Source organism: Mesorhizobium sp. M1403 (genome assembly GCF_040317695.1).
GTDB lineage: Bacteria > Pseudomonadota > Alphaproteobacteria > Rhizobiales > Rhizobiaceae > Mesorhizobium.
In genome coordinates this window covers 1-13,370 of record NZ_JAMYKY010000032.1, presented here as the reverse complement: position 1 = coordinate 13,370, position 13,370 = coordinate 1, and the positions used below count along the sequence as shown (strand labels likewise).

General features: G+C 62.9%; 15 protein-coding genes. 4 read left to right on the top strand and 11 right to left on the bottom strand.

Annotated elements, in window-relative coordinates; all coding sequences use genetic code 11:
* The first annotated feature begins 141 nt into the window (after positions 1-141).
* On the top strand, positions 142-405 hold the full coding sequence (locus NKH01_RS30645) for a YMGG-like glycine zipper-containing protein (RefSeq protein ID WP_023680734.1): 264 nt from the start codon (positions 142-144) through the stop codon (positions 403-405).
* Between the two features lie 93 nt (positions 406-498).
* Here NKH01_RS30645 and rpsP read toward each other — a convergent pair whose 3' ends face one another.
* The 7 genes from rpsP to NKH01_RS30610 all read right to left on the bottom strand — a co-directional run bounded on the left by rpsP (position 499) and on the right by NKH01_RS30610 (position 7,426).
* Positions 499-900, bottom strand: coding sequence for a 30S ribosomal protein S16 (rpsP, locus tag NKH01_RS30640; RefSeq protein ID WP_023721913.1), 402 nt, complete (start codon positions 898-900; stop codon positions 499-501).
* A gap of 51 nt (positions 901-951) precedes the next feature.
* Complete coding sequence (locus NKH01_RS30635; protein ID WP_023721912.1) at positions 952-1,278, bottom strand: chorismate mutase; 327 nt, start codon at positions 1,276-1,278, stop codon at positions 952-954.
* Positions 1,279-1,285: 7 nt separating this feature from the next.
* Positions 1,286-2,896, bottom strand: coding sequence for a signal recognition particle protein (ffh, locus tag NKH01_RS30630; protein ID WP_023721911.1), 1,611 nt, complete (start codon positions 2,894-2,896; stop codon positions 1,286-1,288).
* A 312-nt stretch (positions 2,897-3,208) separates the two neighbouring features.
* Positions 3,209-4,177, bottom strand: coding sequence for a CPBP family intramembrane glutamic endopeptidase (locus NKH01_RS30625; RefSeq protein ID WP_352962056.1), 969 nt, complete (start codon positions 4,175-4,177; stop codon positions 3,209-3,211).
* A 147-nt stretch (positions 4,178-4,324) separates the two neighbouring features.
* On the bottom strand, positions 4,325-4,927 hold the full coding sequence (locus NKH01_RS30620; protein WP_023721909.1) for a DUF1236 domain-containing protein: 603 nt from the start codon (positions 4,925-4,927) through the stop codon (positions 4,325-4,327).
* A 63-nt stretch (positions 4,928-4,990) separates the two neighbouring features.
* The gene (locus NKH01_RS30615) at positions 4,991-6,088 is read right to left on the bottom strand and encodes a zinc-binding metallopeptidase family protein (protein ID WP_353024031.1); all 1,098 of its coding nucleotides are present in this window, start codon (positions 6,086-6,088) and stop codon (positions 4,991-4,993) included.
* Positions 6,089-6,178: 90 nt separating this feature from the next.
* Entirely contained in the window at positions 6,179-7,426 is a 1,248-nt protein-coding gene (locus NKH01_RS30610; protein ID WP_352845393.1) for a flavin monoamine oxidase family protein, read from the bottom strand.
* A 185-nt stretch (positions 7,427-7,611) separates the two neighbouring features.
* On the opposite strand from NKH01_RS30610, the gene NKH01_RS30605 reads away from it, so the two are divergent.
* Complete coding sequence (locus tag NKH01_RS30605) at positions 7,612-8,412, top strand: lytic murein transglycosylase (RefSeq protein WP_353024073.1); 801 nt, start codon at positions 7,612-7,614, stop codon at positions 8,410-8,412.
* 58 nt (positions 8,413-8,470) lie between these two features.
* Here the strand turns inward: NKH01_RS30605 and NKH01_RS30600 are convergent, their stop codons facing one another.
* A complete protein-coding gene (locus NKH01_RS30600) occupies positions 8,471-8,965 on the bottom strand; it encodes a hypothetical protein (protein WP_353024029.1) in 495 nt (164 codons plus the stop codon).
* Positions 8,966-8,978: 13 nt separating this feature from the next.
* Between NKH01_RS30600 and NKH01_RS30595 the strand changes: the two genes are divergently transcribed.
* A complete protein-coding gene (locus tag NKH01_RS30595) occupies positions 8,979-9,359 on the top strand; it encodes a hypothetical protein (RefSeq protein ID WP_352516116.1) in 381 nt (126 codons plus the stop codon).
* A gap of 99 nt (positions 9,360-9,458) precedes the next feature.
* On the opposite strand, the gene NKH01_RS30590 is transcribed toward NKH01_RS30595, so the two are convergent.
* On the bottom strand, positions 9,459-10,682 hold the full coding sequence (locus NKH01_RS30590; protein WP_023721903.1) for an argininosuccinate synthase: 1,224 nt from the start codon (positions 10,680-10,682) through the stop codon (positions 9,459-9,461).
* A 178-nt stretch (positions 10,683-10,860) separates the two neighbouring features.
* Between NKH01_RS30590 and NKH01_RS30585 the strand changes: the two genes are divergently transcribed.
* A complete protein-coding gene (locus NKH01_RS30585) occupies positions 10,861-11,502 on the top strand; it encodes a LysE family translocator (protein WP_023721902.1) in 642 nt (213 codons plus the stop codon).
* Here the strand turns inward: NKH01_RS30585 and NKH01_RS30580 are convergent.
* Together NKH01_RS30580 and rlmN are read right to left on the bottom strand one after the other, a co-directional pair.
* Complete coding sequence (locus NKH01_RS30580; RefSeq protein ID WP_353024026.1) at positions 11,474-11,953, bottom strand: hypothetical protein; 480 nt, start codon at positions 11,951-11,953, stop codon at positions 11,474-11,476. The two genes, NKH01_RS30585 and NKH01_RS30580, sit on opposite strands and share 29 nt — an antisense overlap.
* Positions 11,950-13,182, bottom strand: coding sequence for a dual-specificity RNA methyltransferase RlmN (rlmN, locus tag NKH01_RS30575; RefSeq protein ID WP_352481073.1), 1,233 nt, complete (start codon positions 13,180-13,182; stop codon positions 11,950-11,952). Before rlmN ends, NKH01_RS30580 begins: the two co-directional genes overlap by 4 nt.
* Positions 13,183-13,370 lie beyond the last annotated feature (188 nt).

Genomic DNA, 13,370 nt, shown 5'->3' with positions numbered 1-13,370 from the left:
GTCTGCCGCCGCCTTTCTTCTCTTTGGATCAAATCGAGCGCCGCCCGGTCTGCTGCCGATCTTCTTCTTTGGATCAAATTGGCTGGTTGCGAGTTAGGGGGCGCAGCGGCGAGGACGGCACCCTGTTGGAGAGGAACGACAATGAAAAAGGTGATGATCTTGATGGCCCTGCTGGTGCCGCTCGGTGCCTGCTCCCGTACTGAGCAAGGCGCGGCCGTTGGTGGCCTGGGCGGTGCGGCGGTCGGCGCCGCAGTGGCCGGCAACCCGACCAAGGGCGCGGTGATCGGCGGTGCGGCCGGCGCCTTGGCCGGTGCGCTGATCGGCCGTGCCAGCGAAAGCGGCCAGTGCCGTTATCGCGATCGCAATGGCCGTGTCTACGTTGCGAGTTGCCCGGAAGGCTATTGATCGGGCCGCATCATACGGATGGACAGCAAAACGGCGGGCAAAGGCCCGCCGTTTTGTGACTGGTCAGCCGTTTTGTGAAGGGCAATCGATGACTTATTCGGCGCTGGCGGCTTCCGCCTCGGCCGGCGCGGCGGAAGCGGCGGCAACAGCGGCTGCAGCTTCCTCCTGCGCCTTCTTCAGCAGGGCTGCGCGCTCTTGCGCCTTCTTGCCGGGCTCGGCCTTCTTCGGGTTGGCGCGGGCTTCGCGCTTGGCGAGGCCGGCCTCGTCGAGGAAGCGCAGCACGCGGTCGGTCGGCTGGGCGCCGTGCGACAGCCAATGCTTGACGCGCTCGGCGTCAACCTTGACGCGTTCGCCGTCCTTGGGCAGCAGCGGGTTCCACGAGCCAAGCGACTCGATGAAACGGCCGTCGCGCGGCGAACGGGCATCGGCGACGACGACGTGGTAATAGGGACGCTTCTTCGAGCCCGCACGGGCCAGTCGGATTTTCAGTGGCATTTCTTTTCTCCTAAAAAGCTCTGATTTGGTTGATCGGTTGGTGGCTGGTCCTCAGCCGGTTTTCGTTATGCCGTTGGATGCGGCGATCTGCTCGTGATGGCGGATCACTTCGCGGACGACGAAGTTCAGGAATTTTTCCGCGAAATCCGGGTCGAGATGGGCGTCCTTCGCCAGTTGGCGAAGACGGGCGATCTGCTGCTGCTCGCGTGCCGGATCGGCAGGCGGCAGGCCATGCTCCGCCTTCAGCACGCCGACCGCCTTGGTGCAGCGGAAGCGCTCGGCCAGCATGTGGATCAGCGCCGCGTCGATGTTGTCGATCGAGGCGCGATAATTGACCAGCGCCGCGCGCGCGTCAGCCATGTCCTTTTCTTCGTTCATGGCGCCCTCATTTCTTCTTGCCGAGGCCAGGCAGCCCGCCGCCGGATCCCGGCAAACCAGGGAGCTTCATGCCGCCGGGCAAGCCAGGCAGGCCACCGCCAGCGGGAAAGCCGCCGGGCAGGCCCTTCATGCCGCCGAGCCCGGCCGCCTGTGCCTGCTTCTGCAAGGCCTCGAGCTGCTTGGGGTCCATCTTGGACAGATCGGGCATGCCGCCGCCCATCATGCCGCCTTGGCCGCCCATGCCGGGCATCATGCCGCCGAGCCCCATCTTGGAAGCGAGGCCGCCCATCATGCCGCGCATCAGGCCGCCACCTTTGCCCTTGCCGCCCATCGCCTTCATCATGTCGGCCATGCCGCGATGCATCTTCAACAGCTTGTTGATTTCGGCCGCGTCGGTGCCCGAGCCGGCGGCGATGCGCTTCTTGCGCGAGTGCTTCAGAATATCGGGATTGGCGCGCTCGGCCTTGGTCATCGACGAGATGATGGCGAGCTGGCGGCCGAACATCTTGTCGTCGAGACCGGCGGCGGCCATCTGGTCCTTCATCTTGCCCATGCCCGGCATCATGCCCATGATGCCGCCCATGCCACCCATTTTCGACATTTGCTGAAGCTGGCCGGCGAGGTCGTTCAGGTCGAACTTGCCCGACTGCATCTTCTTGGCCATCGCCGCCGCCTGCTCGGCGTCGATGTTCTCGGCTGCCTTTTCGACGAGGCTGACGATGTCGCCCATGCCGAGGATGCGGTCGGCGATGCGCTTGGGGTGGAATTCCTCCAGCGCGTCCATTTTTTCGCCGATGCCGATCAGCTTGATCGGCTTGCCGGTGACGGCGCGCATCGAGAGTGCTGCGCCACCGCGACCGTCGCCGTCCATGCGGGTCAGCACGAGGCCGGTGATGCCAACACGCTCATCGAAGCTTTTCGCCAGATTGACGGCGTCCTGGCCGGTCAGCGAATCGGCAACCAGCAGGATCTCGTGCGGCGACGACACCTTCTTGATGTCGGCCATCTCGACCATCAACGGCTCGTCGATGTGCGTACGGCCGGCGGTGTCGAGGATGACGATGTCGTGGCCGCCGAGCTTTGCCGCCTGCACGGCGCGGCGGGCGATGTCGACTGGCGTCTGGCCGGCGACGATCGGCAGCGTCGCGACCTTGACCTGCTCGCCGAGCTGACGGAGCTGCTCTTGCGCGGCGGGACGCCGCGTGTCGAGCGAGGCCATCAAGACCTTCTTGTTCTGGCGCTCGGCCAACCGCTTGGCGATCTTGGCCGAGGTCGTCGTCTTGCCGGAACCTTGCAGGCCGACCATCATGATGACGACCGGAGCCGGCGCATTGAGGTCGATGGCGACGCCCTCGGCGCCGAGCATCTCGACCAGCTCGTCATGGACGATCTTGACGACCATCTGGCCGGGCTTGATCGACTTGACCACGGCGGCGCCGACGGCCTTCTCGCGCACCTTGTCGGTGAAGGAACGCACCACTTCCAGCGCCACGTCGGCCTCGAGCAGCGCGCGGCGCACCTCGCGCAGCGCCGCCGAGACATCCGCCTCCGACAAGGCGCCGCGGCCGGTGAGGCCGTTCAGGATCGAACCAAGACGTTCCTGTAGCGATTCAAACATTCTTTTTCCTTTTCCCTGGCACCCGGATGATGCCCGAGAGGTAATGCGTTCGCGCCAGCTGTCCAAGCAAAAGCCGGTCCGGGCAAAAGCCCAAAGCCAAAAAGCACCCGGGGGCGCACAGCGCTGCCGGGTGTTGGCCTCCGGGATCGATTTACAGCACTTCACCTCAAAGAGGTTTCGGCGTCCCGGTCGGTTTGCTCGGAGGAATACTCGTCGCGGAATTTCGCGGCGTGTAGACAGGAAATCGGCCGCGGAGTCAAGCTTTGGTCAGGCTTTGCGCCAAATATGCTCAGGACAACCAGGCAAGGCGCATCAGCGCACGCTGCTGGCGCGCGCCATATCCGGCTCGACCTTCAGCGGGGAGCGCGGATGCAAAAGCAGCAGAACGGTCAACAGGCTGCTGACGATGCCGATCGCGGCGATGAGGACGGCGTCTGAAGTCGTCCAGCCGGCGGCTTCGAGCGGCTTGGCGTTGAACAGGGCGAAGGAATTATAGCTTTGCTGGTGCGAAATCAGCAGGAAGCCGGTCAGATTGTTGCCGAGATGGGCGCCGAAGCCGGCACCGAGATTGCCGGTTGCATAGACCAGAAGCGTCAGCAGCAGCGCAAAGGCGGCGATCGAGGCCAGCACGCAGGCATTGATCGCGGCGCTCGAGCCTGGGCTCCAATGTAGCGAGGTGAACAGCAATCCCGGCAGCAGCGCCCAGATGAAAGGGTTCTGGAACCGGCTCGCCAGGCCCCTGAGCAGATAACCGCGAAACAGCATCTCCTCCGACGAGGTCTGCAGAAAGGTCAGCGCAGCGATCGGGATCAGGAACAAAAGCCACGAAGACAGGCCGATCGTACCGCGCGCAATATCGGGCTGCAGGCCGTAAAGCAGGATCTCGGAAAGCAGCGAGGTGATCAGCACGGCGGCCAGCCCTTTCAGGAACCCCGACCATGAAATGCGCCGGCTGACGCCGATCAGGGCCGTCAGCTTCTCGCGATGGATCCAGCGCATGGCAGCCCAAAGGCCGAGCCAGATTCCGGCAAACGAAGCCAGCGCCGCGAGGATGCCCGCTGGAGAGGCCATGAAATCCTGCACCGCTCCTCCACCTGGCGGGGCGGTGCCAGACGACGCCTGCCAAACGGCAAAGGCATAGGTGCCGCCGAACAGCACGGCGGCAGTGATTCCGAGCCAGAACAGGATGACGACGACCGTTCCAAGCAGAAGGCGCGGCAAAGTGGTCTTCTCGTAGGCGGTGTGCCGGTACTGTTGGAAGGCGGTCGGGTCGATCGTCACGCGGGCTCGCTGGCTGGTGCTTCGGCTCGCATGATCTAGAGCATCGGACGCAAAAGTGGAAACCGGTATTGCAGCGGCAATGCCGGCTTGTGGCAATGTCGGGGTGTGAGCGGCCGCCATTACAGGGCGACCGCCCTGTTTTGCGCGTCAGCGCACGACGTACACGATACGCCGGCTGCTCGGATCGACCAGCGCCGGCTGGCCGTTCACATAGACGTAGCGATAATCATAATCGGGTATCTCGCGCAGCTCGACGGTGTCGGGCAACATCGCGCCGGTAACCACCTCGCCTTCGAGATAGACCGGATCGAGCCGGTTCGTTTCGACATAGGTGCGGATTTCCGCCGGCGGCCGCCGGATGGGCTCGATCGCCTCGCCGGCAACGATCGCTCCGGTATAGCTGTCGGAATATTCGGCGCTATCGGCAGGCGGTGTCACGACGGCAATGTCGGCGCCGGCCGGACGCTGTGTCAGGACCACACGGCTGCCGCCGAAATCGGCCGTCACATAGTCGGAATAGACCCAGCCTTGGCCGTTGGCCTCGGCGATGGTGCACCATTTGCTGTTGGCGATGCAGCCGTCGAGCGTCGCCGACTGGCCGGCCGCGAGTACCCCGATGACCGGATATTGCGGGCCGGGGCCGGCGCGTACATTGAGATCGGTGATGGCCGAGACGGCGGTTTCGGCCAAAGCAGAGCCCGACATCGCTATGAGCGCTCCGGCCACCGCCGGAAACAATATGCGTTTCATGGTTTTCTCTCCGTTTCACAGTCCCTCGGGACCGAAAACGAAGCAAAGCGGCATGCGTTCCGGCTAAAAAGCCTCCGCCGGCTCACGATTTGTTCCAATAGTTTTCGGCAGGTCAGTCAAAAGCTCGTGAACAAAAGCAAGCTTTTGCGCCGCCACGTCGGAGATTACGAAGGGATACAGATCGGGCAGGCCCATGCAGCGGTTGATCGAGTTGGAAGCTTCCGACAGCACCAGCCAGCGGTCGAGGATCTTTTCGAAAGGCTCCGGCCTGGCGGCGGGTTCCGATGGTGCCGGCTGCAGCTCGCCGCCGGTATCGGCGCGCGGCAGCTCGTTGGCTTCGACGGTCTCCAGCCGGCCGAGCGGGAAATTCAGCGCATGCACCATCTCCAGCGTGTCGGTGATGTGCATGTGATGCGCCCATGTCTCGGCCCAGTCCTCCCACGGGTGCGACGTCGCATAGGCCGAGATATGGCGCTGCTGCCAGTCGGGCGGCGCGCCATCGGCGTAATAGGTCTTCAGCGCTTGTTCGTAGCCGGCGCGTTCGTCGCCGAACAAAGCGCGAAAACCGGCAAGCTTTTGCGGATCGTCACGGATCAGGCGGTCCCAATAGTAATGGCCGAGCTCATGGCGGAAATGGCCGAGCAGCGTGCGGTAGTTCTCGCCCATCTCGACGCGCCGCCGCTCGCGCTCAGCCGAGTCCGCCTCGGCGACGTTGAGCGTGATCAGGCCGTTGTCATGGCCGGTCAGGATACGCTCGCCACCGGGACCGCCACCGATAGGATCGGCAAGAAAATCGAAAGCGAGGCCGATCTCGTCGCCGGGATTCTGCTTGGGTGCGACCGGCAGGCCGAAGGCGAGCAGCGAATAGACGGCACGCTTCTTTGCCGCCTCGACACGGATCCAGCGGCGGCGATTGCCGTCGACCGACAGATCCGGGATCAGCTGGTTCAGCGTGCAGGCGCGGCAGAAGGCGTGGCCAGGCTCCGCCATCCAGTTGCAGGCGCATTCGTCGGCGTTGGTGCATTGGAAGATGTCGTCGATGCCGGACAGCACAAAACGCGCATGCTCGGGATCATAGAGCACGAGGCTGGCGCAGTTCAGGCATTGCGCGTTCTCGAAATAGAGACGGTGGCCGCAATGCGGGCAGTCGAAAAGCTTCATTGGCGTCTCAAATCATTCGAAATGCGGAGGACGAGGCGAACAGGACAAGGCCAAACGCCTGTCACCGGCCCACGTTCCTGCCGGCCGATGCTATTTTGCCGCAAGCTGGGCCACGACCTCCCTGGCCACTGCCTCGCCCGACAATCTGGCGCCGCCGCAGGTCTGCATCAGCGGACCGGCCAAATGCTCGCCGGCGAAGAAGATCTTTTCCGCCACCGGCTGCATCAGCGTGGCGCGCGCTTGCGAGCGGCCGGGCCGCGCCGCCGCATAGGCGCCGCGCACAAACCGCTCAGCGCCCCAATTGGTCATCATTGCGCGTCCGACATGCTTTCGTACGTCGCCGCCAAAGATGCCGCAGAGCCGGTCGACGACGAAGTCGATGCCGGCCGCCTCGCCCGCCGCCGACATCTCCCAAGCGAAATCGCCGCCGACGAAACCGACCATCAAATCGAAGTCGAAGGGAAAGCAGAGGAAGTAGATGTCGTGCCGGGCCAGCCGCTCGATCAGCAAATCGTCGAACGGCTCCAAGCCAAGCCTCGTGCCGGATATTTCGACCGGCAGCTTGGTCAGCATGCCCATCGGCAGATCGAAGAAGGCAGCGAAATGCCCATCGGGGAGTGCGGGCGAGAACGCAATCTCCTCGAAGGCGAGCACTGCCGGCGAGGCGGTGACGATGACAGCCTTGGCGCGGATGGTACCGCGATCGGTGACGCAGGCTACGCCCGGCCCATCCCAGAGGATCTTGCGCACCGGCGTCGACAGCTCCACCGGCACGTCGGCGCCGAAGCGCGCAACCAGCGTGCCGAAGCCTTCCCTGGTGAAATAGTTCGGATCGAGATCGGCGGCGGCCTGAAAGTCGCGGATCGATATCTCGTCCTCGTCGGCGCCGAAATCCATCGGCCCCGCGAAGGTTGCGGCGGCGCGCGGCGCGTGGCCTTTGGCGAGCAATGCCGAAAGGCGGTCATCGTCGCCTTCCCTCACCTGATGTGCCGCCACCAGTTCGAGCAGTCTTGCGTCGGCCACCTTCATCGCGGCCTCTTCGGCTTCGCTTGCCTTTCGCTCGCGGTAGTAGAGATGATCGACATTCATGTCGTGGTGATGAAGCGTCCAGGCGGCGGCTTTCGCCTCGGGAAAGTAGGGATTGCGGTCTGCGGCATGCAGCCAGGCGCAGCCGATGTCGAACGGCACGCCGAAATGCTGGTCGCTGGTCCAGGCGCGGCCGCCGACGCGGTTCATCGCTTCTAACAATTTGAAGGAAAAACCGGCGGCGCGCAGGGTCTTGGCAGCCGAAAGTCCGGCCGAACCGGCGCCGACGATCACGACATCAACGTCTTTCATGCTTATTCTGTCCCCGCCACAATAATTACTTGATCGTAGGCAAATTCCCGGGCATCCGCCAGTGTGGTGGATTTGAAGTTCCTGCTGTATTGAGTGCATCGGCGCAGCGCCGGGACAGTGACAAGCAGGTGTTTCGCTGGCAAATTCGCAATTGGGAACGTGATTCAGGCAACCAGGAGAGCAGCATGGCATTTCTTGCCAAGGGGAAGATGTTTGTAGTGGCCGCGGTGGTGGCGGTGCTTGCGCTGGCGACGGGCGCGCAGGCGGCGGCCAGTTGTGGCAAAAACGGCGCCGGCTTCGAGGCGTGGAAACCGGAGTTTGCCGCGGAGGCCAAGGCCGACGGTGTCGGCTCGAAGGGTCTGGCCGCTCTGGCTCGCGCAACCTACGCGCCAAAGACGATCTCCGTCGACCGCGCCATCCATAAGGCTTTCAGCGGCTCGGTCGAAGCTTTCATGAAGCGCCGTGGCGCGTCCGCGATCATTGCCAGGGGCCGTGCGCTGAAGAAGGCCAATGCGGCGCTGTTCGACAAGATCGAACGGAATTACGGCGTGTCGCCGGGTGTGTTGATCGCCATCTGGGGTATGGAGACGGGCTTCGGTTCCGCCATGGGCAACCAGAATACGGTCTCTGCCATTTTAACGCTCGCCTATGATTGCCGCCGTCCGGAGTTCTTCTATCCCCATGCCATTGCAGCCCTGAAGCTGGTCGATCGCGGAGCGTTGAGCGCCTCGTCGGTCGGTGCCGCACATGGCGAGATCGGCCACACGCAGTTCCTGCCCGGAAATGTTTTGACGTATGGCGTCGGCAACAAAAATCTGCGCGACAAGAGCACTGCGTTGGCTTCCACGGCCAACTTCCTCAAGGGCCATGGTTGGCGGGCCGGAGCGAGCGCGCAGGCGAATATGGGCGCAATCGCTGGCTGGAATTCCGCTAGCGTCTATCAACAGGCCATCGCCCGCATGGCCACAGCCATCGATGCCGACTGACAGAAATCTCTATTCGATAGAATGATTCGACAGAAAGCCCGGCCATGCGCCGGGCTTTCTATTTCACGTCGAGCGCGTAGGAGCAGCCGGCGAGAACCTTGCCGGGATGTGAATTAACGGTTGAGACATTGAGCGCAATGTGCGTGGAAAATGTCATGCCGTCGGCTTCCTCGCTGCTTTCGACGAGCACCTTCTCGCCAAGGAATTTGTCCGGTGTCGAGATTTGCGCTGTGACGCCGAGCGCTCGAGCGAGATCGGGCGCGGAAACATCGTCAACCACCGCCATCGGCCCGGTTGCGGTAAGGACGACGGATGCCATCTCGCGCCCGAAGACGTGGACCGGGACAGGCAACTGATATTGCCGGAGGAAGGGATTGCCGGCGGTGACTTCCTTCCAGCCAAGTTTTTCCGCCGCGCCGGGCTCACCGCTCAGCCACAAGGCGAATCCGTTATAGGCCGGCACGTCGGCCCTGCATTCAATCAGCGCGGCGAGGTCGAGCGAGGTGGGATCGAATTCCTCCGCTCCGGCTGCTGCCAGGCCCGCCAGCAACATCAGCGGAAGTCGCGTGGCGCGTCGCAAACTAACCATCGCCGACCTGTCACTTGCCTTTGATGACCTTCCAGATGTCGGTGGATTGGTCGAGCTGAAGGCTGTTTATGTCGGAGAAGCCAATTCGGCCGCTGCGCACCGCATCGCCCAAGCGCCGGCAGAAGAGGCTCGGCATGCGTTCCTGAGAAACGCCCATGAAGGCTGCGATCTCATGTTTGAACGTAATGGTCCATGTAGCGACAGCGGCGATGCATCCCGCCTGGGGATCCTTCTTCGTGATGTCCTGTCCGGTCTGGCAGCCCGCCAGAATGCCGATCATCGCCGTCAAAATCAAAAGACCAAGTCGCATTATTACAGCCCCATTGCCCAAAAAAACAATTGGACAATCCGGCCATGAGGTCAAGCAAGAAAAGCTCTGCAGCTGTCATTAGAAACAACTACATTAGCTCACTAAGAGTATGGATCCAGGCTAAGCAGGATTTTCATGAATATATACTTAGCCTTTACGACCACGCGCCGCCAGCGTGCGCAGCCTCAGCGCATTGAGGCGGATGAAACCTTCGGCATCTTTCTGGTCGTAGGCGCCGCGGTCGTCCTCGAAGGTGACCAGCGCGTCGGAATAGAGCGTCTTCCTCGACTTGCGGCCGGTGACCATGACGTTGCCCTTGTAGAGCTTCAGCCGCACGATGCCTTCGACGTCTTCCTGGCTCTTGTCGATCATCGCCTGCAGCATCAGCCGCTCGGGCGCGAACCAGAAGCCGTTATAGATCAGCTCGGCATAACGCGGCATGAACTCGTCCTTGAGATGGGCGGCACCGCGGTCGAGCGTGATCGATTCGATCGCCCGGTGGGCCGATATCAGGATGGTGCCGCCGGGGGTCTCGTAGACGCCGCGCGATTTCATGCCGACGAAACGGTTCTCGACCAGATCGAGCCGGCCGATGCCATTGTCGCGGCCGACATCGTTCAGCGCCGCCAGCATCGTTGCCGGCGACAGTTTCTTGCCGTTGAGCGCGACGGGATCGCCCTTGAGGAATTCGATTTCGATCTCTGTGACCTCATCCGGCGCATCCATCGGCGAGATGGTGCGCTGGTGGACGAATTCCGGCGGCTCGCTCCACGGGTCTTCCAGCACCTTGCCCTCGGAGGAGGAATGCAGCAGGTTGGCGTCGACCGAGAACGGCGCATCGCCCTTCTTGTCCTTCGGCACCGGAATCTGGTGCTGCTCGGCGAAATTGATCAGATCGGTGCGCGACTTGAACGACCAGTCGCGCCAGGGCGCGATGACCTTGATGTCGGGGTTGAGCGCATAGGCCGAGAGTTCGAAACGCACCTGATCGTTGCCCTTGCCGGTGGCGCCATGGGCGATCGCATCGGCGCCGGTCTCCCTGGCGATCTCGACAAGATGTTTCGAGATCAGTGGCCGGGCGATCGAGGTGCCGAGCAGATAGGTGCCTTCATAGACAGCGTTGGCGCGGAACATCGGAAAGACGAAATCGGATACGAACTCCTCGCGGACATCGACGATGCGAATATCCTTGATGCCCATCATCTCGGCCTTGCGCCTAGCCGGCTCCAGTTCGCCACCCTGGCCTAGATCGGCGGTGAAGGTCACGACCTCGGCGCCGAGCTCGGTCTGCAGCCATTTCAGGATGATCGAGGTGTCAAGGCCGCCAGAATAGGCGAGCACGACTTTCTTGACGGCTTTTGCTTTCGACATGGTGGGCGGTTCCGCGACAGGATTCTTGCGGGCGAGGTATCACGGCGTTTCGGGGCTGCGCAAGGGAGGAACAGGCGCCTGGGAGCCGCAAGCGCTGGACCAGACGCCGTGGCGGCGAGATGCTGGCGTCGGCGAGGCGCCTGCGCTATAGGCTGCGCCTTCTTGTCCGAGGCCGCCAATGTCCTTCATTCCCGACAACGCTACGCTTATCCAATTCGCCATCGCGACGGTGATCCTGGCGATTACGCCTGGGCCGGACATGACGCTGTTCGTGTCGCGCACGCTGAGCCAGGGCCGCGCCACCGGCTTCGCCTCGATGGCCGGCGCGCTGTGCGGCACGCTGATCCACACCACGTTGGTGGTGGTCGGCGTCTCGGCGCTGATCGTCGCCTCGCCGATGGCGTTCTTCGTGCTGAAGATTTTCGGCGCCGGCTATCTGGTCTTCCTGGCCTGGCAGGCGATCACAAAAGGGTCGGCGTTTTCACCGGAGAAGAAGAGCGGGCCGCAGATATCGCTGGTTCGCAGCTGGGCGGCGGGGCTCGGCGTCAATCTGCTCAATCCGAAGATCATCCTGTTCTTCATGACCTTCCTGCCGCAATTCGTCTCCGCGCATGATCCCAATGCGCCGGGAAAGCTGTTCTTCCTCGGCGCGATGTTCGTCGTGCTGTCGGTCCCGGTGACAGCGCCGATGGTGCTGGCGGCGGAAAAATTCTCGGCGGCGATGAAAGCCAGCCCGCGCGTGACGCGCGTCGTCGACTATCTGTTTGCCGGAGTTTTTTCGGCCTTCGCGCTCAAGATCCTGACGGCCCAGGCGAAATAGGGCGTCCGATTTGACGCCAGCTCCCGGCCGAGCGGCCGGCGCTCAGCCAGTAGAAAATACCGCCGACCATGCCGCAGCCGATCACCGCCAGCATGACGCTTGTGTTGGTAACCTCGAAATTGGCGTCGTTCGTCTGGTGGACGAAGCCGAGGAAGACCGCCGCCACCGCCGCGCCCGCCAGTGCATAGAACAGCCAGTCGCGCCGGCCGAGGATTTCGGAAACCAGGATGGCGATCGCCGCCGGCTTGAAAGCGAAATAGGCGACGAACAGCGCGACGAAGGGGACGGAAAAATAGAGGGAAGCCGTCGCCGCCGGCGGTGCCTGCTCCGGCGTGTAGCCCAGGGACGCCAGAAACATGATATTGAGAAATGCGCTGGCCGCCAGCGAGGCGACGCCATAACCGATCAGGATGACGGCGAAGCGGATCAGATAGGCGACGACGCGATTCACGCCTCGCCGTGCCCTGCGATCATCATCGCTTCCAGCGCCAGCCGGTCGACTTTGCGCATGCGCTCGGAGTCCGATTTGAGCTGGCCGCAGGCGGCGAGGATGTCGCGGCCGCGCGGCGTGCGGATCGGCGAGGCATAGCCGGCATTGTTGATGTAGTCGGCGAATTTCTCGATCGTCTCCCAGTCCGAGCACTGATAGTTGGTGCCCGGCCACGGATTGAACGGGATCAGATTGATCTTGGCCGGGATGCCCTTGAGCAGCTTGATCAGCGCCTTGGCGTCCTCGATGGAATCATTGACGTCCTTCAGCATCACATATTCGAAGGTGATGCGCTTGGCGTTGGACAGGCCGGGATAGGCACGGCAGGCAGCGATCAGCTCGTTGAGCGGATACTTCTTGTTGATCGGTACCAAAAGGTCACGCAGATCGTCATTGGTAGCGTGCAGCGAGATTGCCAGCATGACGCCGATCTCTTCGCCGGTGCGGAAGATTTCGGGCACGACGCCCGAGGTCGACAGCGTGATGCGCCTCTTCGACAGGGAAAGCCCGTCGCCGTCGGATGCAATCAGCAGCGCCTTCTTCACCGCCTCGAAATTGTAGAGCGGCTCACCCATGCCCATCATGACGACGTTGGACACTTTCCGGCCCTCGGCCGGCACGATGGCGCCGTCGGGCGTGTCGCGGTCGGGGAAATCGCCGAGCCGGTCGCGAGCTGTCAAAAGCTGGGCGAGGATTTCTTCCGCCGTCAGGTTGCGCACCAGCTTTTGCGTGCCGGTGTGGCAGAAGGAGCAGGTCAGGGTGCAGCCGACCTGCGAGGAGATGCAGAGCGTGCCGCGGCCTTCTTCGGGAATGTAGACGGTCTCGATCTCGACCGGCCGGCCGGCGCCGCGCGGCGGAAAGCGGAACAGCCATTTGCGCGTGCCGTCGGAGGAAATCTGCTCCTCGACGATCTCGGGCCTGGCAACGGTGAAATGCCTGTCCAGTGCGGCGCGCAAATCCTTGGAGATGTTGAACATGCCGGCAAAATCGGAAACGCCGCGCACATAGATCCAGTGCCAGAGCTGCTGGGCGCGCATCTTCGCCTGGCGCTCCGGCACGATGCCGGCGGCGACGAGGGCGGCCCCGAGTTCGGCGCGCGTCAAGCCGATCAGCGACGGCTTTTCAGGCGTCGTGCGGGTGCGCAACGCGTCACGCGCGCCTTCGGCGGTAAGATCGAATGAAAGGGTCATTGTTGCGCCAATATAAGCGATTTGCGGCCGATTACAGCATCGTGCCCGAAATGAAGCGCGGCGCATAGCACAGGTTGATGGCGGAGTCATGCAGGGGGTTCTTCCTTCTCCCCTTGTGGGCCTGTTGCGTAATTCGCTGATTGTGATTCTCTGAGGTGGACGGTCTGAGGGAATCGCGATGGCAGTGA